Source organism: Seonamhaeicola sp., assembly GCF_028281565.1.
Lineage (GTDB): Bacteria > Bacteroidota > Bacteroidia > Flavobacteriales > Flavobacteriaceae > Seonamhaeicola.
The window spans coordinates 1-20,202 of the sequence record NZ_JANQJQ010000013.1 but is presented as its reverse complement, the minus strand read 5'-3'; the positions used below and the strand labels follow the sequence as shown (position 1 = coordinate 20,202).

The following is a 20,202-nucleotide window of genomic DNA, read 5'->3' as shown; positions in this document are numbered from 1 at the left end:
TCAGCACATGTATAAAACAAATGTAAATCTTTATTTATCCCGGATTAGTTGGGGGATAAACGTGATATATGTACAGTTATAACCAGTTGTAGCTAATTAAAATAAGATAAAAAATGACAAAATTAAATTTATTTATTATAATAACAGTCTTTCTATTTTCTTGCAGTAAAAATGACGAAAGTTTAAGTCAAATTACGTCAGAACCTGAGCCTGAAATAAAAATATTAGGAGAAAAAGAGTTTGTACTTGAGCATGAAAATCTAGATCCAGAAAGGATAAAAGCTCTGATGTATCTCAAACTTCATGTTAATGATTTAAATGAATATATTGTTGCAGGTATTACAAGAATTAATAAGAATGAAAAATGGGGGAAATTCATTTTAAACACAAATGATACTTTATCAAAACAATATTTTGAATTGCCAGACGAGTTAAGTTTTGACGGTAATATATATGGAGGCGAACTATCTTCTAAATTAGTAGAGAATAACAATATTTTAATCTTTGGTACTTTGAATAATTCTCAATGTATTATTGCCAAATATTCTTCTAAAGGAGAGAAAATATGGTTCAAAACACTAGTAGGTGATTATTCTGACGTACAAATTGTAGATATCATTAAATTACAGAATAATTATTTTTATATAGCAATGCCATATAAAACATGGAGTTATGGAGCTGCAAGCCTAATAACTAATGTTGGTAAAATATCTCTAGATGGGGATATTATCTTCAATAAAACCTTAGCAGACTTCTCCTTAGGGTATAATATTGAGAAATATGATGAAAATTCATTCTTAATAACTTCTGCGAAATTTTTGGCAAACGATGAGCAATCATTTGATATGGGGTATAATAAAGTACAACCATTTGTTATAAATATTGATACTTCGGGCAATATTCTATGGGAATCAAGTATTAATGAATTAGATACAGATTTATTCCATCCTGTACTTTTTTATTCAAGGAAAGGAACAGATGGTATATATTGCGTTTACAACAAAAGGTCTGTTTCTCATGAAGCTTTTTTAACTAAATTAGATTTAGAAGGTAATGTTTTATGGACAAAGGCTATAGACAATTTAGAGAATTTCCTTCCTTATTATACTTTTCGAAAGATTTATGACATAACCCTTGATAATCAAAATAACATATATTTTACTGGCTATGCTACAAAAGATATTGTATGGGGGCCAGGTTATCTTGGTGTTGCTAAATTTGATTCAAATGGAGAATATTTAAATTCTTACACAAATCATGTGCATTCTTTTCAAAATTCTAACCCCGATAATAGGCTTACTGGTTATGGAATTAAAATCGACAAACAAGGTGACGTTATTGTTGTATGTGAAAATAAGGATGAAGATATTACATTCTTTAAATTAAATAAAAATCTAGAATTATTATAATAACTAGCTACATCAATGGCTATAAGTACTTGCTTGTTCTCGCTTACTTCTGAAAACCGCTACAGATTTTCAGTTTGGTGTGTACTTACAAAATTAAGTACGAACCCGAATAACTACTCATAGCCAAGATCTTTAGCAACAACCTTTAAAACACTTATAATTGAAATACGAAATTTTAACTTTCATCCTTGTTTTTTGTTTAGCCCATGCTTCTGGCCAAACTGATCGTACTTTTTTGGCTCACGACCATAACTATGGCCCGACTTACTCCTATCAAGTTTCAGAAATAACCATTCATTCGGACTCAACTTTCACCCGAAAGGATTGGAGAACGATAAGAAAACGAGAATGGAAATCCTATAAATCTTTCGAACCTGAAGTAAGTTCGGGAAGAATCAAATATAGTGGTAAGTTTTATGTTCTGACAGAATACAGAAACGGAAATAAAACCGATTATAGTTGGAAAGTAAAATTATCCGACAATAGATTATTTTTTTATTATTTGAATTCGAAGGAAAAATTAAGAAGAGGAGCTAAATATAAACGGATTAAAAAATAAAAACCAATACACTTACAAACAATGAAAAAACTGTTTTTAGATGATGTAAGGACTATCGAAATGATATATGACAAATCAATGGAATCTGAATTTGACATAGTTCGAACTTATGACCAATTCGTCACATACATTAAAGAAAACGGACTACCGAATTTTATAAGTTTTGATAATGACCTCGGACTTGATAAAAACGGAAATGTAGCGCTAGATGGATTGGCTTGTGCAAAATGGTTAGTTTATGAATCTGGACTTGATTTACGAAATTTGGAATTTAAAGTACATTCTGCTAATCCAGTCGCATCTGAACAAATAAGAGGCCTTTTAACTAATTATTTAAAGCACCTAAAAGAAACTGAATGAAAATTCTTGATAAACATAATATTAATGCGTTGAGTAAAATGCTATATCAGACGAACATTATGCCATCTGGCAACAGTCGTTCTTTTAAAAAGTTAAGTGAAAAGCTAATTCTTGGCTTGCAAAATGATTACGAATTAGAAAAAATAAAAAGAGTAATCTCAAGTGAATTAATTACCACATATGGACTCTCTTTAAATGAAAACGATGTGGCGGAATTAACTGAATTAGTTTACTCATGGTATAACAAATAAAAAACTGTGCCTAACAACGGCTATAATTCAGTGTGGTTTTAGGTTCTAAAAAAAGTCTTACATTTACGTTATGGACATCAAACTGACAGAAGAAGAAAAAATTAAGATCCTGAATTCCGATGACATCTACGGCATTATGCAAAAGATCTTGCTTCGTGAAGACAAAATTGATCAGAACAGGGAACATTTTTGGGTGATTGGGCTGGAAAACAACAATCGTATCCTTTTCATAGAACTTATCAGTTTAGGCACCGTAAATAAAGCACTGGCGGAACCCATGGAGGTCTTTAGCTTTGCCCTGCAAAAAAGAGCCGTGCGAATCATTTTATGCCATAACCACCCAAGCGGCGAACTAAAACCATCTGAAGCCGATAAAGATATTTCCGACAGATTAATTCAGGTAGGCATTATTGTGGACACTGAGGTGCTGGACCATTTGATCATTTCCACAAAAAGTTATTTGAGTTTTGCAGATACCGGGCTTTTGGACGAATTGAAAAAAAGCACCAAATACGTTCCTAAATATGTGTTGGAGCAACGATTAAAAAAAGAAGCTACTGACATTGCCAATAAAAAGAAAACTGTTGAAATAGCCAAAGAGTTAAAAAGAAATGGCGTTGATAACGAAACCATTGCCTTATCAACAGGGCTCTCCATTGAGGAAGTTGAAAAATTGAGAGTTCGAAAAAAGTAAAATGAAAAACATATTTAAAAAAATAAACTCTTGGTTTAGGGATATGATGTTAGATGATGTTGACAAAGAATATGATGGACCTCTTCCCTATCACAGAAAATTTGGTTCAAAGAAAAATCCGGTTGAGCGCATTGAAAAGCGGTTTGATGAACAAAAAGCGCAAAATCGTGGCTAAAAAACTGTAGCGAACAATGGCTATAATTCATTCTGGCAACAACTTAAATCAAAGTTTAATTTATAAATCAAGTGGCTGAGACCATTGGTTGCAATCTGGACAGACAATTAACTAAACGAAAAGTAGCATTTACTCATTTTGACTTTTCCATAAACACTAACCCCATTATATTGGGACTGAATAAAAAAAGTGATTTGAAAAAAGTTATACTTCTTACTTTCCTAATCAATTGTACAATTGGAGTATCGCAAACTAAATACCCATTTTATGAACAAATTGCGTTTGACTTTTATAAAGCAACAATAATAGACTCTTTCCCATCAAAAAAGAAAATAAAGGTGTACCCTTATGTAACGGACTTTCATTTATCTGGGTATGTATTTTCAAATCCCCGCTGTTTGGGAATAACCTGGAAAAGCAATAAGCAATTCAAAGAAATAGAGGACTATGTGGAAAATCAATGGCATATTGACTCAGATAAATTTGAGCTTGATTTTTCTAATTTGGACAAAAAGAAGTTTAAAATAAAAAGAAGCGGAAAAGGTAATTACCCAAGATTATTTATTACGGCACCTAATAAAGAAATAAATGGAACAAGTGCACGGATTTTTGTAAATATTCACGAAAACTATGAATACCAAAATATCATTTACCATTTGGAATTTAATGAAAATGGGCAAATCAAAAATTGGTGTAGAACAGTTAATGAAATAGTAAGAATATATTAAAAACTACAGCCAACAAAATGTACAATTCATTGCGGTTTGAGTGCTTATTCTAAAGAACTTTTCTTACTTTTAATCATAATTTCTTAAGCAGGACAAATCCTGTGGATCTATGCGTTCCTATTGCAGCGAACCTTGTAACAAATCATAGCCGAACCGGTTACCCAACATTAGGTAGATTGAAGACTAAAACAAAATATATACTTCTAATTTTGGTAATTCTTGGAATTGCATTGTTGTATTATAACCACAATAATGCATTGACGGAAACCAGTTTTGACCCGGTAGAACTGAAATATTCTAAATGGTTCTTCGGAATTGGAATTTTATGTGTTGGACTATATTTTTCTAATAAAAATTGGCGGAACGTATTAACGAAAATTATGTTAGGAACGTTTGGAATTTGTTTCGCTTTAAATTTATATCTATTTATCCAAATCTATGAATATGTCCAGATTAATAAAGTGTACGCTGAATATGCTGAAATTGAAACTTGCGAAGAAATGCAAAAACAATTCGAAACTGACTTAAAAAAAGATGAACTTAAATATTTTCATTTTGGTTTAGGCTCTATAATAGGAGCAAAAGAATTGTTAAAATCTAAATATAAAATTGAATACTTTTCAATGGGATGTATAATAGAATCCGAAATGGAATGTTACAATAAATTGGTCGAAAAACATATTAGAGAAAAGTACAAAAAGTCAATATCAGACATCTTTAAAGAAACGGATTTTAATAAATTAATAGAAGCTAAATAAAAAACGTTGGGTAATACTGTATAGTCTCAATTACAACGGATTCGACTACCCTTTGACAAAGCTCAGGGTAAACTGAAAAACACTAACTTTAAACCCGTAATGAACGGTTATAAGAACCGTTGTAGTTCATTAATAATCAAAACGTGAATGAAGTCAATTACCTGGAAATTAAATCTGAGATCTAAACCACAGGTGGTTTTTGATTTACTCAATACACCTGAAGGAAGGATGAAATTCTGGACTGAAAAAGCAACACAAGATCAGAACAACATTCACTTCTCTTTTCCAAATGGACAAACCTATGATGGTCGTATACTTGTATCCAGGCCTCACAAAGAGTTTCACCTTGAGTATTTTGATAGTTTGGTAAAATTTACTTTGAGACCTTCCGTAGAAGGTGGAACAGATTTAACCTTAATGAATGAAAATGTATCCGAAAGTGACTTTTCCGAGGTACATGCAGGGTGGATTTCGGTACTAATGAACCTCAAAGCAGTAGCTGACTTCAATTGCGATTTGAGAAATCATGACCCCGAAAAAACCTGGGACCAGGGTTATGTAAATAATTAAAAGAAAAACGCACTACAACAATGGCTTTAACTAATTGCTTATTCACACCTACCCTTCGGCAAGCTTAGGGCACCGCTTCTGAAAATACTTAGACACAAAACCGCAACTAATTTTATACAAAAACGGTGTACCCAATTATAAAGATTCCGAAAAAATTGATAGTTCCGATTAATGATTGTACTTTTGATAGTATCAAATGATAGTATCAATATGACAACTCCTCCTTACGAAATAACACCTGAAATTTTAAAATTAGCTTCTTCGATTTCCGAAAAAATCGGAGAAGTAAATGCAAGTTTTCTAAATAGACCGCCTCCTAAATTGAGAAAACAGAATAGAATAAAAACAATTCATTCTTCATTGAAAATTGAGGGAAACACACTGACCGAAAGTCAAATTACTGCGCTTTTAGAAAACAAAAGAGTTATTGGACCAAAAAAAGATGTAATCGAAGTTTTAAACGCTATTGAGATTTATGACAGATTAAAAGATTACAATTCAAAAAGTGAAAAGTCCTTTTTAAAAGCTCACAAAACCTTGATGCATGGGCTAATTGAAAACAAAGGACAATACAGAAAGCAAGGCGTTGGAATTGTAAAAGGTTCAAAAGTTGAGCATTTAGCGCCTCCTTTTGACAATGTTCCTTTTTTAATGAAAAACCTATTTGGTTATTTAAAAAAATCAGATGAAATTGAGTTAATTAAAAGTTGTGTTTTTCATTATGAAATGGAATTTATTCATCCTTTTATTGATGGAAACGGTAGAATGGGAAGACTGTGGCAAACCTTAATATTAATGGATAAATATCCGGTTTTTGAGTTCTTACCTTTTGAGACTATTATTAGTAATGACCAAAAACAATATTATAAAGCATTATCGTCATCAGATAAAGAGGGGAAATCAACAAAGTTTATTGAATATATGTTGACTGTAATTCACTTATCACTTAGTGATTTATTAGACTTTAATAATAGAACATTGACTGAAAAAGACAGATTAGACTATTTTGTGTCATTAAACAAATTACAATTCACTCGAAAAGATTATATGAATGTTTTTAAAGATATTTCTTCTGCTACAGCGAGTAGAGATTTAAAAAAAGGTATAGAGTTAAAACTATTCGAAAAAGAGGGAGAAAAGAATAAAACAATTTATAAAATAATAACTGGGTACAGCAACGTATCTGCAATTACTCATATTGACAGTAAACATTAGCATACTCGTAAATACTATCATTAGCCCTAAACTGAAAAACACTATCTTTAGTTCTGTAACTGACGGTTATACCACACCATTGTGTGTAAGCTTAAAGCCATAACAAAATTGAAATAAAATGAAACCAAACGGCTCTGTAATCATTCCAACAATGCGCTACAAAGACGCTCCAACAGCGATAGAGTGGCTATGTACGGCTTTTGGATTTGAAAAACATTTGATAGTCCCGGGAGAAAACGGAACCATCACCCACGCCCAGTTAAGTTTTGATAATGCTATGATCATGTTAGGGTCCGAAAACGATAATGAATACGGTAAATTATTAAGGACCCCTAAAGCGCTTAACGGATTTAATACACAAGCCCCATATATTGTTGTTGAAGACGTTGATGCACATTATCAGAGAGCCATTGCTGCCGGAGCAAAAATAGTATTAGATATAAAGGATGAGGACTATGGTGGCCGAGGGTATAGCTGTCAAGATCCGGAAGGGTACCTATGGAATTTTGGTTCATACAATCCATGGGATCAGTGAAAAATAAAGCGCATTAAAAACGCTCTTTATTCAGTCCGTTGGCAACACTAAAACGCAACCATTAAGAGGTTTAAACATCTAACTGAAAAAGGAAAATTATTATGAGAAACCTAATGTGTTTACCTGTTTTGTTTTTCGGACTTATCTCTTGTGGTTCAGATGAAACAAATGACATTATCAATTCAGAATTGACTGGAGCATGGAAATTGACCGAAGCCTATATAAGTGCCGGAGGCCCTCAATACTGGGTAGATGTGGAAAATGGAGAGACATTGACTTTTTTTGAAAATGGAACATTCAACTCGGATAGATTTACGGAATGTACCACCGGAACTTTTTCGAGAGAACAAAATGAATTATTCCTCAAATATAATTGTAATGGGTTTGAAGCGGAACTGGAAAATGAGCAGGGGTTTATTACCTACAATTTGACTTTTGAATCAGACTCTTTTATTGTAACGCCAACAAGTGGCCCTGTTTGTATAGAAGGCTGCAGTTATAAATATCGAAAAAAATAAAAACGCTTAATGATCTATCAGGAATATCAACCCATAGAACCTTTATCCGATTATATTCAGTTGATTTGGATTGCAGAATCTGAGTCACCTGATGATCACTATCCAAGAGAAAAAATACTACCGGATGGTATTGTAGAAATTGTTTTTCATTTTGGGGATCCTTTTATTACGTACAACGCAGCGGGTGAGACATTAATACAGCCACAAGGATTTGCCATTTCACAAATGCAAAAATTCATTGAAATTGAATCAAACGGAGCTATCGGCTTTGTTTCGGTTCGTTTCTATCCCTGGGGAGCACATCATTTTTTTGAAAAACCGGTAAATGAATTCATAGATAATACCATTGAATTAAATCATTTATGGGGTGATGACTATAAAAATGTTTTGCAACAAATTAAAAATGTCAATAACAATGAAAAAGTGAATATCATCCAGCTGTTTTTGTCAAAGTGTTTGTCTAAGTACAGGAAAGATGACCATGCCATTGATGATGCCATTAAACTGATCAGAGATCTGAAAGGACAATGTTCAGTGAGACAAGTGAGCGACAAAGTAAATTTAAATTTAAAACAACTTGAAAGAAAATTTTTGAAAGCCGTAGGAACTACTCCGAAAACATTTTCCAGAACAACACGTTTTCTTTACTTATGTCATCATTTACAAGAGTATGAAAATAAAACAATGGCTCAATTAGCTTATGAATTGGGTTATTACGACCAGGCACATTTTATAAGAGATTTTAAAGCTTTTTCAGGATTAACCCCAAAAGCATATTACCAACATAATAATATCTGCTTTGCAGATTTTTGAATGTCTATTTTTTACAATACTTTCTAAAGTGTTAAGGCTACTTTTGTACCACTATCAATATTAAAGGTACGTTTATGCAAAATTATTTTATTGGCGCTTTCATTCTTATGCTGCCCGTTTTAACACATAGTCAAACACATTTTAGCAAGTTCGATTTCTTAATTGGGAATTGGCAAGGTGTAGAATCCGGAGTTGCCGGTGACGGCATTGGGTTTAGAACATATAACTACGAATTAAACAACAACTATATTGTTGAAAAAAACCAATCTACTTTTCCCAAAACTGAAAAAAAACCCATGGGAGAAGTCCATCGTGATTTCGGGGTCTTTAGTTATAACTCAAATAATTCGTCCATCATTTACAGGTCATTTAATGTGGAAGGATTTACAAATATATTTGTCCTGGACCCTTCCTCTACTCCTGACAAATTAGTATTTATAACACGTGAAATAGAAAATAATCCCGGTGACTGGAAAGCAAGAGTAATAATCGAAAAAAAATCGGAAACAGAATTTATAGAATCTTTTGATATTGCCATGGACGGAACTACTTTTTCTTCTTTCTTAAAAAATCATTGGTATAAAGTAAAATAACTACCGTTAACATAGTATAAAAGCAATAACGGCCGGGTACTAACTCCGGCCGTTTTTCATTTTAATTTGGTAAATTACCACACAAAAGTACTATATTTTGATCATCAGGTGCTCTTAGACCGCTGTCATCATATGAATAACCTCATTAACACCATGCTAACTATGAGAACATTACTATCCGCTTTTATAATAATCTTAGCCTTTTCAAACATAGGATACACGCAAGAAAATGATAAGCTATTTGCTATGATCTACTCTAAAGGGGACGCATGGAATGAAAACATAGCTACTTCCGAACAAGCCTATTTTAAAGCACATACACGTCATCTTCAAAGGTTAAGAAAACAAGGAAAAATTTTAGTGGGTGGCCGATATTCTAATTTGGGGTTTATGATCCTAAAGGCAGAAGATGCCGAAAAAGCTGAATTAATCACAAAACAGGATTCGTCAGTTGTCGGAGGTACGTTTAAGGTGGAACTATTTGAATTTCACCCGTTTTACAGTGGATGTATTGATACAACAAAGTAAGATTAGAACGCTTTCGAAGGGAACATGCTACTAAAAAGGAACCTGTCATCACCAACACCGATAAGGTTGATGAAAAAATAAAATGGTTCAAGCTTGCTTACTAAAGTCAAAGGGTTAGCAATTTTATATTTCCCTGATTTTTACTAACTTGGTTGAAGGCTAAATCCTATTTCAAAAACCAACCCTTCCAAAAGTATGAAACCCAGGTTATTTTTCTTTTCAATAGTCACGCTGAGTTTACTTTTCTTTAACTGTTCTAATAATGATATCGAGAAATATGAGGTCGTACCGAAGTTCGGTTTTGAGAGTATTACAGATCTAGAAACGGCCATAGACACCTTACATGTCGATGTGGCCCATATGGTCAAGTGGAACACTTATTTTGTTTTGAGTTGGGCCGGTGATGATATTACAACCTTTGGCCTTTCCAGTATTGCAGATTATTGGGGTATGGACAAACGAGAGCAATGGGATCGTTTTTCCAGGACAGATGCCATATGGCGAGAGAGCTATGATATCATTATTGACATTAATAATATGCTGTACAATGCCAATGGATTTGAAGTTGCCAATGCCGAAGATAAGGATCGCTTATTAGGCCAGGCTTATTTTATACGGGGGGTTCTGTACCACCATTTGGTTAGAGTTTTTAAAACGATACCTCTGCAGTTAGGTACTGAAATAGATATAGATAAGGCCATATCAAACACGGCTGATGTTTACCGCCATATTGAAAGTGACTATTTAAAAGCTGCCAGCCTGCTGCCTGCCATTTATCCCGGTTCGGAAATGGGTGCTCCAAGGCCCAATAAAGGTTCCGCCAGGGCATTCCTTTCCAGATTATATTTGGATTGGGCAGGTTATCCGGTTAAAGATGTCGGTAAATATGAGCTGGCTGCTTCCACGGCTAAACAGGTAATTGATGCTCATGGCGACCATGGGTTCGGCCTTGTAAACGATTTAGATGATTTATGGACCATTGAACACAGGTTTAATAAGGAATCTGTTTATACCGTTGTACATTGTACCGCTTGTCCGCAAGGTGGCAACTATAAAACGGGGAAAATAGGTATTCCAACAGAACTTGGCGGTTGGGGGCAAACCTTTGCAGAAATAAAGTTTTTTGAAACCTTTCCTGATAATCACAGAAAAAATGCCACTTATATTACTGACTTTGAACTCAACGACCCTTATTCAAATCCCCCGGGCGGGCCAACCCTAAATTGGGTGAACTTTCCGGAACAAAAAGACCCGCTGTTTGCAAAAATTACAGGAAAAGGAGACATTTCTAGAGAGACACACGAAAATGACAGAAACACCTATATGATGCGCTACGCTGAAGTGTTGCTTATTTTTGCCGAAGCCTCTGCCAGGGCAGGAAACAGCTCGCCCGAAGCCTGGGAGGCTCTAAATAAAATCAGGCGACGCGCGGAATTACTCCCTCCTGATGAACCAAATGTTTCTGTAGATGTACATTCCGGTGATTTGGTTGAGCTAGCTTTTCAGGAAAGAGGCTGGGAATTTGCCGGTGAGTTTCTTCGATGGTTCGATCTTGTTAGAACAGAACGTGTTGAAGAATTTTTAAATGAAAGCTATAGGAACGATATCAGCAGTGTAGTTACGGACTCTAATAATAAAGATTACGGCCATCCCCTAAAAGAATTCAATAATATTACCGGTTCACTTGGTCCCGACAATTATTTTGCTCCTTTTCCTGAGCACTACAAGGAACTGTATATTATTGAAGAGGAAGAATAAATACGTGTTTCAAACGCGCTTCTTGAGACGTTTCATAATATACTACAAAGAATAAGGCCCTTGCTTTGGTAGTCCCAATTAAATATTCAATTTTAAAAGTAAGTTAGGATCCGGGCAATTCTTTGAATAAAAATCCAGGTCTTTTTTAGAACAAACCCCCGAATAATCACCTTCTGTACCTTGCAAATCTTTAATAATTTGAAAATGCAAATGCGGTGGATAATTTCCGTTTACGGTTTCATCTCCCAAAGTTGCTATTTGCTGGCCTTTTTTAAAGGTTTGTCCGACTTTTAAATTGTGAAAAGACTCTAAGCTTAAATGTCCATAAAGTGTATAAAAAACCTCCCCATTTACTGTATGTTGCAGTATAATAGTTGGCCCGTAATCCCCAAAATTGGTGTTGTTATTAAAGCTATGTACCATGGCATCCAAAGGTGTATAAATAGGTGTTTCAGCGCCACACCACAAATCAATCCCTAAATGAATATTGCGTTCTTCCTGAGCCTGTTTATTAAAATGCCGGCTTCTTTTATAAATGTTTCTCACTTCCAAATACCCACCATAGGCTACCGTAGCATTATGTTTTTTAATGAGGTTATTTACAAATGTTCCCAACTTTGAAGTGGAAGACACATCAACATGATTTAATGCTTCATTAGTTTCGGATAAATCTATAAGGATATATTTAGAATTAGAAATGGAGGCATCTAACACATAAAGTGGTTCTGAACTAATGGTTTTTAAAAAAATTGAAAAGTCTTTTAAATGCATTTGCTCAAAAATAAGAAATTGCTAAGTAAACAGTTGACTTTTCAACTTCACTTTGAAAAGCACAACTTTGTTTGTGGATTCCTGCTTTCGCAGGAATGACAGAAGTTGGATTATTTAGAAAAAATCCTTGTCACTCCAGCGAAAGCAGAAATCCATAGGCTAAGCCTATAAAATAAACCTTTTGTGAAATTATAGCTCAATCTTTGTATACACTTCGATACTTCAACTGCGCTCAGGGTGACAATAGAAACTACTTTTAGAACTACTAATTTACAACTTCGCCGTAAAGGTCGAAATCTTCCGCTTCTGTGATTTTAACCGTAGTAAATTCACCAGTTTTTAAATAAGTGGTAGTGGCATCAATTAAAACTTCATTATCCACATCAGGGGAATCATATTCGGTTCTTCCTATAAAATAATTACCTTCTTTCCTATCGATAACCACTTTAAAGGTCTGCCCTATTTTTTCCTGGTTCAATTCCCATGAAATCTGCGATTGAATCTCCATAATGTCATTAGCACGTGCTATTTTAACGTCTTCAGACACATCATCTTCCAAGGTATAGGCATGGGTATTCTCTTCATGCGAATAAGTAAAACAGCCTAAACGCTCAAAGCGCATGGCTTTGACCCATGCTTTAAGCAGTTGAAAATCTTCTTCTGTTTCACCTGGATACCCAACCATTAAGGTGGTTCTTATGGTCATTTCAGGCACCCTTTCCCTAAATTCCTGAATCAATTTCGTAGTTTTCTCTTTGGTAGTTCCCCTGCGCATGCTCTTTAAAATAGTATCCGAGATATGCTGTAAAGGTATATCTATATAATTACAAACCTTTGGTTCGCGTTTCATAACTTCCAAAACATCCATTGGAAATCCGGTTGGAAAGGCATAATGTAAACGAATCCATTCTACACCTTCAACTTTAACCAATGCTTCAAGGAGTTCTGCTAAGTTTCGCTTTTTATATAGATCTAATCCGTAATAGGTTAAATCCTGTGCAATAAGTATGAGTTCTTTAACACCTTTAGCCGCTAATTTTTCAGCTTCAGTAACAATATCCTCAATAGGCGTGCTTCTGTGTTTTCCACGCATGATGGGGATGGCACAAAAGCTGCACGGCCGGTCGCAACCCTCGGCAATCTTTAAATAAGCATAATTTTTTGGCGTGGTTGTTAAACGCTCTCCTATAAGTTCATGTTTATAGTCGGCCCCTAAAACCTTTAATAGTCCCGGAAGTTCAGTAGTTCCGAAATATTGATCTACATCAGGGATTTCCTTCTGCAAATCCGGTTTATAACGCTCACTTAAACAGCCTGTTACAAACACTTTGTCAACATCGCCCTCTTCTTTTTTCTGGACAAACTCTAAAATAGTATTAATACTCTCCTCTTTAGCATTATTAATGAATCCGCAGGTATTGATCACTACTATGTTACCTTCTTCTTCATGAACAACTTCTTTACCACTGGCTTTTAGCTGGCCCATCAAAACTTCGCTGTCGTAAACATTTTTACTACAGCCAAGCGTTACAACATTGATCTTATTTTTCTTTAGAGTTTTAGTTCTCATACCGTGATTAAATGTGAGCGCAAAGATACGGAATGGTTTATGATATACTATAGCATATTTTGAAGTTAAACCTTTAATATATTCGTGTGTCTTAAGTTAAAAGTTATATTATGCAAAGAACGTTTCTATCTTTCACTTTAATCCTTATGGGGTTAGCTAATGCTTTTTCGCAAAGTGATAATCAAGGTGATTTATATTTTCCTCCTATAGATTCTGATATTTGGGAAACAGCAGATATAACTGAAACGGGATGGCATGTGCCACAACTTCAACCCTTATTAGAGTATATTGAAGAGAAAGGCACTAAAGCCTTTATGATATTAAAAGACGGGAAGATTGTTGTTGAATGGTATGGTAATGGTGCTGACGCCACAACCAATTCACCCTGGTATTCTGCCGCCAAAACCCTGGCAGCTTTTACTGTCGGTATTGCACAGAATGAAGGCCATTTAAATATTCATAATCCGTCAAGCGATTACCTGGGAACAAGCTGGTCCAGTTTAACCGGCGAGCAGGAAAACAGCATAACCGTCTGGCATCACCTAACCATGACCACAGGCCTGGATTATACTGTTTTTAATAAAAATTGTACGGCACCCCGTTGTTTAAAATACAAAAACGATCCCGGTAGCTTTTGGTATTACCATAATGCCGGGTATACCAAAACACACGCCATCGTTGCAGGGGCCGCAGGTAAAAGTTTTGAAAGTTATTTTAATGAAAAATTACGTGACAAAATAGGTATGCAAGGCGAATGGAAACGATTGGGATACGCTAAACCTTACTACAGTAATGCCAGAAGTATGGCCAGATTCGGGCTATTAAACCTCAATAAAGGCGTTTGGGATGGCACACCCATTTTAAAAGATGCTGATTATTTCCGTGACATGACAAATACGTCTCAAAACCTTAACAAAAGCTACGGCTATCTATGGTGGCTTAACGGTAAGGATAGTTATAGATTACCTGTATTAACCAAAGCATTCAATGGCAAACTCATACCGAACGCGCCTGACGATCTTATTGCCGGTTTGGGTAAGAATGACCAAAAATTATATGTAATACCGAGTAAAAACCTTGTGATAGTGAGGATGGGTGATAAAGCCAAAAAAACAAGATTTGGGCCCAGTAATTTTGATAATGAATTGTGGGGAAAGCTTAATAAGTTAATCCGTTAGTTTCTGTCCTCAAAAGGAATAATAATCCCTTTTTCCAGGTAATTCTTTAAACCGTTTAAAAGCATGGCCCAGCAGAAAGATGCTATTTTGAAGTGATCATTGGTCTCTTGCCAGTTTGCATGACTAAATTTAACGGATGTCCCATGTTCTGTTTCTTCCAAATCGAAACCAAAGGTTGTGGGATCCCAATCTGTATCAGATCTGGTCATTTTGAAATGAATGGACGCATTGTGTTTCAATTCTGAAACTTCACAATACCAGTCATATGTATCGGTAAAGTTTAGATTGTATTCCTGACCTAATTCGGCCTTACCGGAACTTTTGAGTGTCCACCAGTTATTTAAGTGTTCCGGTTTAGACACCGCATCAAACACCTGTTCAGACGGTACATTTATGACAAGATTGTGATATATGGTGAAACTCATAATACATCCATGGCTTTAAACAAATTTAATAATTTTCAGCTAATCAGGTTTCGGCTATAAACTACCTTTATTACTATTGCTCTATTCAAATACTATTACGCGGAGAGCACGCAATTATTTACTATTTTTGAATAACAAATCTCATACATGAAATACACATTTTTTTTAATTGGTCTTTTTATCACTTCCCTTTCTTTTTCACAAAACCTACAATTAATTGACACTACAGATTATGAAAAAAGAAAACGCTTAGTGACTCAATTTGAAACTAAATATGAACATTTCAATAAGGGTTTAAAGGTCTCATACAAAGGTGCCATGCGCAAACAAGTTCAAGGCTTTTACAAGGAATCCCAAGCGAGTTTTTTAGAGATTATTAAAAATAAAAAGTTATTATTTGAGAAAGATTTTCAAAGCTATGTTGATAGTTTAGCTTTAGTTTTAAAAAGTAACAACGTACTGTTAAATGACGAAGCGGTTAATTTGTACCTTGCTAAGAACCCAATGCCAAATGCGTTTAGTATAGGTGATGGCACCCTGATCCTTAATATTGGATTGTTCTCATTTTTGGAAAATGAGCATCAATTGCTATCGGTAATCTCTCATGAAGTGGCTCATCAAGTTTTAGAGCATACAAAAGAAAGTATTGAAAAGCGGGCTGAGATCAATACAACGGTATTATCCAGGAACTCTTATGAATCCAGGTCCATAACGGCAAAAAAATACAAAAGAGGTACACGCTCCTTTAATTTACTAAAAGACTTATTATATGCCGAAGGAGAAGAAAGAAGGCAACAAGAGATCGAAGCAGATTCCTTAGGGTATATTTTATATAAAAATACTAACGCTCCAAAGTCAGAATTCGTTAATTCGTTGCGATTATTACAAAAATACGACTCCGTTCCCTCAATAACGGTTGACTCATTAATTTACAGAAAGTTGTTTGACCTCCCAACACTGGCTTTTAATAATAAATGGTTAAAGCAGGAAGATTTTAATGATTATAACTACAATCATTATAAATCTAAAATAGATAGAGACTCTTTAAAAGATCATCCGGAAATTGAACAACGCATTGCAAAGCTTCAGGCTTCTTTTTCAGAATTAAAGGAAGCATCTCCTGGTAAACCTACAGACAGCACATTTTACAAACTCCAAGGCATTGCCAGACAAGCCTCTGTTGAGAACCTGTATCTCCTTAATGAATATGGCTTAAGCACCTATTTGATCCTAAAAAGACTGGAGGATAATATTGATAACTCCTATTATAGAAATTGGCTGGGAGTTAATTTTAAGGCTATTTACGACGCTAAGAAAAATTATAGATTGAACAGATATATTGACAGACTGGCTCCAAATGAACAAAGTGAAAGCTATCAAAACTTCCTTAGCTTTATGTGGAATTTAAAATTAGACGAAATAGAAAAAATAGCTGATTATTATTTACCCTAATTTAAATTCAGTTGTTCTAGTCTTATCTCGTCAAAATCTGAATTTTTATTAAATTCCCTTAAAAGGATATAGCCTTCTTTCGCTATATACGGATGAATAAAAAACTCATCTGAAGACATAGGTATTTTTTCATGATTAATTTGTCCTCCAACAATGGAAACAATTCCTAAAATCCAGTTTTTGTCTTTGGTTTCTGAATCTTTCTGATAGTCCTGATAAAAGAAAACAGCGTCTTTTTCATCATTTAAATATTGGGCAAACAAGAAATCCGAAGACGAAAATTTACTTAAATCCTTATTTATGGTCTGAGCATTCTTCAGATTAAATTTTTCATCAAACTCCATTAAAACGAAATCGGTAGTTTTTGCAATGGCTCCTAACAACAGGTTTTGCCCAATCTTAAACTTTTCAGCCAACACCACTATACTTTCGTCTTTGAAAATAAAGTACGATTTAACTCTGAGTTTATAACCGGCTTCCAGTCGGCCTGTTCTGCTCATTTCAATATACTCACCGGCCTCTTCCCATAAAAAGTGCTTTTTAAACACTTCATTTCCCTGGGCATCCAACACAATTTTAAACAACCCGACAGCTTTATTATAGTCATACCCTGTTACACTGTAAGGGCTTATTTTTCCCGTTAAAACCGTCTTATCATTTATTCTTTTAAGTGTATAATCATAATTATACTTTGAATGGATATCTTCCAATAAATAATCAAAAGTTACTTCCCCCGAACTGGCATCAAACCTCAAAAGCTTTACATTGGTATTTCTATGATCATTTGTTGTATAGGAAAAATAAAGTACCTCTTCGTCAAAAGATTCTAAACCATAGGCCGACTTTCGTTGAATATCTCCAAAACTATAATCCCAGATTTTTTCGTGGTCCAGATTATAATAATAGATGTTGTTTGGATATTCTTTCGTCATTTTCTTCCTTAACTCAATAACCACATAGCCATTATTCACACCAATAGGAACATTTACAAATTTTACGTTCCTCTGCACTTTTTTCAGCTTTTCAACAGGCCTGAATCCTTTCTTCAAATTTTGATCTTCAAAATAAAAAGGTTTTTGAATGGTATTATCATTAAGCAATAACATCCTGGTTGAAGTAAAAGCTACAGAACCGTTCATATTCGCGTAACTCTTGGTTAAAATAAGGTTATCTCCAATTTTATCCGGCATATAGTACCTTGAATAAACTCCGGCATACTCAGTATCAACAAATTCACCATTGGCTACCTTATTCAGGTTTTTATCCAGTATGACATATTCATACTTCTCTTCATTTTTACTTAGCTGATCAAGTTTAAAAAGAGAGAAATAGCCATAAATATTGTTATCTTCTTCATAAATTGGAGTAAACATTTGCATGTCTCCGGAAGCTAAATTTAATAAACTTGAGGTTTGGGCATTTATAATGGCCACACAAAAGAGCAGGCCAAACAGCATGGAGTTTTTCATAGATAAGGTAATCACTTTAACAAAGTAAATATAGATAAAATGCTACAAAATTTTTAAAAGTAATTACTTAAAGAAAGAGTCTACAAACTCGTATTTATTGAACACCTGTAGGTCTTCAATACCTTCACCTACACCAATATACTTAACCGGAATTTGAAACTGGTCAGAAATACCGATAACCACACCTCCCTTGGCGGTTCCGTCCAATTTGGTAACGGCCAATGATGTTACTTCGGTAGCCGCCGTAAATTGTTTGGCTTGTTCAAAGGCATTTTGTCCGGTAGAGCCATCTAAAATCAAGAGGACATCGTTTGGCGTATCTTCAACCACCTTTTGCATCACGCGTTTTACTTTGGTAAGCTCATTCATAAGATTCACCTTATTGTGCAATCTTCCCGCCGTATCAATAATCACCACATCGGCATCCTGTGTAACAGCACTCTGCAAGGTATCAAATGCTACGGAAGCCGGGTCACTCCCCATACTTTGTTTTACAATAGGTACATCTACCCTATCGGCCCAAACCTGTAACTGATCTATTGCGGCAGCCCTAAAGGTATCTGCCGCTCCCAAAACCACTTTTAAACCCTGTTTTTTAAACTGATGCGCCAGTTTACCAATGGTAGTGGTCTTACCAACACCATTAACCCCAACTACCATAATGACGTATGGTTTTTTATCTTTTGGAACGGTGAACTCCGTTTCTTCGCCCACATTGGTTTCACTCAATAAACCGGCTATTTCCTCACGAAGAATTTGATTTAATTCGTCTGTGCCAAGATATTTATCCCTCGAAACACGCTCTTCAATACGTTCTATAACTTTTAAGGTAGTATTTACACCTACATCACTGGTCACTAACACTTCTTCCAGGTTGTCTAAAACCTCATCATCTACTTTAGATTTTCCGGCTACGGCTTTACTCAGTTTACCAAAAAAGCTTGTTTTGGATTTTTCTAATCCTTTATCCAGTGTTTCTTTTTTTTCTGAAGAAAATATTTTTTTAAAAAGACTCATTTACTCTTTATACGTTTATTCGTTGATATGTTTATCTGATAGCAATTTCTTTACCACAAATAGTTACTGCAATTTTGGCAGAAAAACGCTCAAATATAACCATAAAAAAACTGCTTTCTAAATTAGAAAGCAGTTTGTAATATTTTAAGAAAAGCTTGTGTTTACTTTTTGTTTAAAAAGTCATTAACCTGGTCCGGAGCCATGATAGACTCAACAAACATATAAGCTCCTGTTTTAGGCGATTTAACCATTTTGATGGCTTTTGTTAGCCTTTTTGATCCTGTTTGTAACGATGCTACTGCTTTCTTTGCCATGACTTAATTATTTTATCTCTTTATGAACTGTCATACGTTTAAGGATAGGATTGAATTTTTTAAGTTCCATTCTATCCGGCGTATTCTTTTTATTTTTTGTAGTAATGTATCTTGAAGTTCCCGGTTGACCAGAAGCTTTGTGCTCTGTACATTCTAAAATCACCTGAATTCTGTTGCCTTTCTTTGCCATTTCTTAATACTTTTAAATGCAGCTATTATTTTAAAAATCCTTTAGCTTTAGCTTCTTTGATTGCTGCAGATATACCTATTTTGTTAATAGTTTTTAAAGCCGATGTAGAAACTTTTAAAGTTACCCATTTATCTTCTTCCGGAATATAAAAACGTTTCTTAACTAAGTTTGCGTTAAATCTGCGCTTAGTTCTATTTAATGCGTGCGACACGTTGTTTCCAACCATGGCCTTCTTCCCTGTAAGTTCACAAACTCTTGACATTATATATAACTTTAAATTTTTGTTGCTTAAAATCGAGGTGCAAATATACAAATTCTTTAGATTATGACAATCTAATTTTTATCTATTTTT

25 protein-coding genes are annotated in these 20,202 nt (G+C 34.6%); 17 read left to right on the top strand and 8 right to left on the bottom strand.

Annotated features, from left to right (window positions below; translation table 11 throughout):
- Positions 1–113 precede the first annotated feature (113 nt).
- The 15 genes from Q0983_RS05460 (at position 114) to Q0983_RS05390 (ending at position 11,464) form a co-directional block, all read left to right on the top strand.
- On the top strand, positions 114–1,409 hold the full coding sequence (locus Q0983_RS05460; RefSeq protein WP_299549965.1) for a hypothetical protein: 1,296 nt from the start codon (positions 114–116) through the stop codon (positions 1,407–1,409).
- A 580-nt stretch (positions 1,410–1,989) separates the two neighbouring features.
- Positions 1,990–2,328, top strand: coding sequence for a cyclic-phosphate processing receiver domain-containing protein (locus Q0983_RS05455; protein WP_299549962.1), 339 nt, complete (start codon positions 1,990–1,992; stop codon positions 2,326–2,328).
- Entirely contained in the window at positions 2,325–2,579 is a 255-nt protein-coding gene (locus Q0983_RS05450; RefSeq protein WP_299549959.1) for a hypothetical protein, read from the top strand. Before Q0983_RS05455 ends, Q0983_RS05450 begins: the two co-directional genes overlap by 4 nt.
- Before the next feature lie 70 nt (positions 2,580–2,649).
- Positions 2,650–3,273, top strand: a complete 624-nt coding sequence (locus tag Q0983_RS05445) for a JAB domain-containing protein (RefSeq protein ID WP_299549956.1) — start codon at positions 2,650–2,652, stop codon at positions 3,271–3,273.
- Between the two features lies 1 nt (position 3,274).
- Entirely contained in the window at positions 3,275–3,448 is a 174-nt protein-coding gene (locus tag Q0983_RS05440) for a hypothetical protein (protein WP_299549953.1), read from the top strand.
- A 71-nt stretch (positions 3,449–3,519) separates the two neighbouring features.
- Positions 3,520–4,176, top strand: coding sequence for a hypothetical protein (locus Q0983_RS05435; protein ID WP_299549950.1), 657 nt, complete (start codon positions 3,520–3,522; stop codon positions 4,174–4,176).
- A 176-nt stretch (positions 4,177–4,352) separates the two neighbouring features.
- On the top strand, positions 4,353–4,934 hold the full coding sequence (locus Q0983_RS05430) for a hypothetical protein (protein ID WP_299549947.1): 582 nt from the start codon (positions 4,353–4,355) through the stop codon (positions 4,932–4,934).
- Between the two features lie 147 nt (positions 4,935–5,081).
- On the top strand, positions 5,082–5,504 hold the full coding sequence (locus Q0983_RS05425) for an SRPBCC domain-containing protein (protein ID WP_299549944.1): 423 nt from the start codon (positions 5,082–5,084) through the stop codon (positions 5,502–5,504).
- A 171-nt stretch (positions 5,505–5,675) separates the two neighbouring features.
- A complete protein-coding gene (locus Q0983_RS05420) occupies positions 5,676–6,719 on the top strand; it encodes a Fic family protein (protein ID WP_299549941.1) in 1,044 nt (347 codons plus the stop codon).
- Between the two features lie 118 nt (positions 6,720–6,837).
- Positions 6,838–7,254: a VOC family protein gene (locus Q0983_RS05415; protein WP_299549938.1), complete on the top strand. Its 417-nt coding sequence runs from the start codon at positions 6,838–6,840 to the stop codon at positions 7,252–7,254.
- 101 nt (positions 7,255–7,355) lie between these two features.
- Entirely contained in the window at positions 7,356–7,772 is a 417-nt protein-coding gene (locus tag Q0983_RS05410; RefSeq protein ID WP_299549935.1) for a hypothetical protein, read from the top strand.
- Between the two features lie 9 nt (positions 7,773–7,781).
- Complete coding sequence (locus Q0983_RS05405) at positions 7,782–8,585, top strand: helix-turn-helix domain-containing protein (RefSeq protein WP_299549932.1); 804 nt, start codon at positions 7,782–7,784, stop codon at positions 8,583–8,585.
- Positions 8,586–8,659: 74 nt separating this feature from the next.
- The gene (locus tag Q0983_RS05400) at positions 8,660–9,178 is read left to right on the top strand and encodes a hypothetical protein (RefSeq protein WP_299549929.1); all 519 of its coding nucleotides are present in this window, start codon (positions 8,660–8,662) and stop codon (positions 9,176–9,178) included.
- 162 nt (positions 9,179–9,340) lie between these two features.
- A complete protein-coding gene (locus Q0983_RS05395; RefSeq protein WP_299549926.1) occupies positions 9,341–9,706 on the top strand; it encodes a YciI family protein in 366 nt (121 codons plus the stop codon).
- A 195-nt stretch (positions 9,707–9,901) separates the two neighbouring features.
- A complete protein-coding gene (locus Q0983_RS05390; protein WP_299549923.1) occupies positions 9,902–11,464 on the top strand; it encodes a RagB/SusD family nutrient uptake outer membrane protein in 1,563 nt (520 codons plus the stop codon).
- Positions 11,465–11,542: 78 nt separating this feature from the next.
- Here Q0983_RS05390 and Q0983_RS05385 read toward each other — a convergent pair whose 3' ends face one another.
- Together Q0983_RS05385 and rimO are read right to left on the bottom strand one after the other, a co-directional pair.
- Positions 11,543–12,235: a peptidoglycan DD-metalloendopeptidase family protein gene (locus Q0983_RS05385; RefSeq protein WP_299549919.1), complete on the bottom strand. Its 693-nt coding sequence runs from the start codon at positions 12,233–12,235 to the stop codon at positions 11,543–11,545.
- Between the two features lie 265 nt (positions 12,236–12,500).
- Positions 12,501–13,805, bottom strand: a complete 1,305-nt coding sequence (gene rimO, locus Q0983_RS05380; RefSeq protein WP_299549916.1) for a 30S ribosomal protein S12 methylthiotransferase RimO — start codon at positions 13,803–13,805, stop codon at positions 12,501–12,503.
- A gap of 110 nt (positions 13,806–13,915) precedes the next feature.
- Here rimO and Q0983_RS05375 point away from each other — a divergent pair, with 110 nt between their 5' ends.
- The gene (locus Q0983_RS05375) at positions 13,916–14,983 is read left to right on the top strand and encodes a serine hydrolase (RefSeq protein ID WP_299549913.1); all 1,068 of its coding nucleotides are present in this window, start codon (positions 13,916–13,918) and stop codon (positions 14,981–14,983) included.
- On the opposite strand, the gene Q0983_RS05370 is transcribed toward Q0983_RS05375, so the two are convergent.
- A complete protein-coding gene (locus tag Q0983_RS05370) occupies positions 14,980–15,408 on the bottom strand; it encodes an SRPBCC domain-containing protein (RefSeq protein ID WP_299549911.1) in 429 nt (142 codons plus the stop codon). The two genes, Q0983_RS05375 and Q0983_RS05370, sit on opposite strands and share 4 nt — an antisense overlap.
- A 147-nt stretch (positions 15,409–15,555) precedes the next feature.
- On the opposite strand from Q0983_RS05370, the gene Q0983_RS05365 reads away from it, so the two are divergent.
- On the top strand, positions 15,556–16,860 hold the full coding sequence (locus tag Q0983_RS05365; protein WP_299549908.1) for a M48 family metalloprotease: 1,305 nt from the start codon (positions 15,556–15,558) through the stop codon (positions 16,858–16,860).
- On the opposite strand, the gene Q0983_RS05360 is transcribed toward Q0983_RS05365, so the two are convergent.
- From Q0983_RS05360 to rpmB, 5 genes are all read right to left on the bottom strand, one after another.
- Positions 16,857–18,329: a DUF6770 family protein gene (locus Q0983_RS05360; protein ID WP_299549905.1), complete on the bottom strand. Its 1,473-nt coding sequence runs from the start codon at positions 18,327–18,329 to the stop codon at positions 16,857–16,859. The two genes, Q0983_RS05365 and Q0983_RS05360, sit on opposite strands and share 4 nt — an antisense overlap.
- Positions 18,330–18,392: 63 nt before the next feature.
- Positions 18,393–19,346 carry a signal recognition particle-docking protein FtsY gene (gene ftsY / locus Q0983_RS05355; RefSeq protein WP_299549902.1) on the bottom strand — a complete coding sequence of 318 codons (954 nt, stop codon included), beginning with the start codon at positions 19,344–19,346 and terminating at the stop codon, positions 18,393–18,395.
- A 161-nt stretch (positions 19,347–19,507) separates the two neighbouring features.
- The gene (locus tag Q0983_RS05350; protein ID WP_076697604.1) at positions 19,508–19,660 is read right to left on the bottom strand and encodes a DUF4295 domain-containing protein; all 153 of its coding nucleotides are present in this window, start codon (positions 19,658–19,660) and stop codon (positions 19,508–19,510) included.
- Between the two features lie 7 nt (positions 19,661–19,667).
- Complete coding sequence (gene rpmG, locus Q0983_RS05345) at positions 19,668–19,850, bottom strand: 50S ribosomal protein L33 (RefSeq protein WP_133354867.1); 183 nt, start codon at positions 19,848–19,850, stop codon at positions 19,668–19,670.
- Positions 19,851–19,875: 25 nt separating this feature from the next.
- Positions 19,876–20,112 (bottom strand): 50S ribosomal protein L28, encoded by a 237-nt coding sequence (gene rpmB / locus Q0983_RS05340; RefSeq protein ID WP_148544369.1) that lies wholly within the window; start codon positions 20,110–20,112, stop codon positions 19,876–19,878.
- Positions 20,113–20,202 lie beyond the last annotated feature (90 nt).

What these genes read in the sequence shown, in the direction of transcription:
- Q0983_RS05460 (WP_299549965.1), top strand. Translation starts at nt 114, where the DNA reads ATGACAAAATTAAATTTATTTATTATAATAACAGTCTTTCTATTTTCT.
- Q0983_RS05455 (WP_299549962.1), top strand. Translation starts at nt 1,990, where the DNA reads ATGAAAAAACTGTTTTTAGATGATGTAAGGACTATCGAAATGATATAT.
- Q0983_RS05450 (WP_299549959.1), top strand. Translation starts at nt 2,325, where the DNA reads ATGAAAATTCTTGATAAACATAATATTAATGCGTTGAGTAAAATGCTA.
- Q0983_RS05445 (WP_299549956.1), top strand. Translation starts at nt 2,650, where the DNA reads ATGGACATCAAACTGACAGAAGAAGAAAAAATTAAGATCCTGAATTCC.
- Q0983_RS05440 (WP_299549953.1), top strand. Translation starts at nt 3,275, where the DNA reads ATGAAAAACATATTTAAAAAAATAAACTCTTGGTTTAGGGATATGATG.
- Q0983_RS05425 (WP_299549944.1), top strand. Translation starts at nt 5,082, where the DNA reads ATGAAGTCAATTACCTGGAAATTAAATCTGAGATCTAAACCACAGGTG.
- Q0983_RS05420 (WP_299549941.1), top strand. Translation starts at nt 5,676, where the DNA reads ATGATTGTACTTTTGATAGTATCAAATGATAGTATCAATATGACAACT.
- Q0983_RS05415 (WP_299549938.1), top strand. Translation starts at nt 6,838, where the DNA reads ATGAAACCAAACGGCTCTGTAATCATTCCAACAATGCGCTACAAAGAC.
- Q0983_RS05410 (WP_299549935.1), top strand. Translation starts at nt 7,356, where the DNA reads ATGAGAAACCTAATGTGTTTACCTGTTTTGTTTTTCGGACTTATCTCT.
- Q0983_RS05405 (WP_299549932.1), top strand. Translation starts at nt 7,782, where the DNA reads ATGATCTATCAGGAATATCAACCCATAGAACCTTTATCCGATTATATT.
- Q0983_RS05400 (WP_299549929.1), top strand. Translation starts at nt 8,660, where the DNA reads ATGCAAAATTATTTTATTGGCGCTTTCATTCTTATGCTGCCCGTTTTA.
- Q0983_RS05395 (WP_299549926.1), top strand. Translation starts at nt 9,341, where the DNA reads ATGAGAACATTACTATCCGCTTTTATAATAATCTTAGCCTTTTCAAAC.
- Q0983_RS05390 (WP_299549923.1), top strand. Translation starts at nt 9,902, where the DNA reads ATGAAACCCAGGTTATTTTTCTTTTCAATAGTCACGCTGAGTTTACTT.
- Q0983_RS05385 (WP_299549919.1), bottom strand. Translation starts at nt 12,235, where the DNA reads ATGCATTTAAAAGACTTTTCAATTTTTTTAAAAACCATTAGTTCAGAA.
- rimO (WP_299549916.1), bottom strand. Translation starts at nt 13,805, where the DNA reads ATGAGAACTAAAACTCTAAAGAAAAATAAGATCAATGTTGTAACGCTT.
- Q0983_RS05375 (WP_299549913.1), top strand. Translation starts at nt 13,916, where the DNA reads ATGCAAAGAACGTTTCTATCTTTCACTTTAATCCTTATGGGGTTAGCT.
- Q0983_RS05370 (WP_299549911.1), bottom strand. Translation starts at nt 15,408, where the DNA reads ATGAGTTTCACCATATATCACAATCTTGTCATAAATGTACCGTCTGAA.
- Q0983_RS05365 (WP_299549908.1), top strand. Translation starts at nt 15,556, where the DNA reads ATGAAATACACATTTTTTTTAATTGGTCTTTTTATCACTTCCCTTTCT.
- Q0983_RS05360 (WP_299549905.1), bottom strand. Translation starts at nt 18,329, where the DNA reads ATGAAAAACTCCATGCTGTTTGGCCTGCTCTTTTGTGTGGCCATTATA.
- ftsY (WP_299549902.1), bottom strand. Translation starts at nt 19,346, where the DNA reads ATGAGTCTTTTTAAAAAAATATTTTCTTCAGAAAAAAAAGAAACACTG.
- Q0983_RS05350 (WP_076697604.1), bottom strand. Translation starts at nt 19,660, where the DNA reads ATGGCAAAGAAAGCAGTAGCATCGTTACAAACAGGATCAAAAAGGCTA.
- rpmG (WP_133354867.1), bottom strand. Translation starts at nt 19,850, where the DNA reads ATGGCAAAGAAAGGCAACAGAATTCAGGTGATTTTAGAATGTACAGAG.
- rpmB (WP_148544369.1), bottom strand. Translation starts at nt 20,112, where the DNA reads ATGTCAAGAGTTTGTGAACTTACAGGGAAGAAGGCCATGGTTGGAAAC.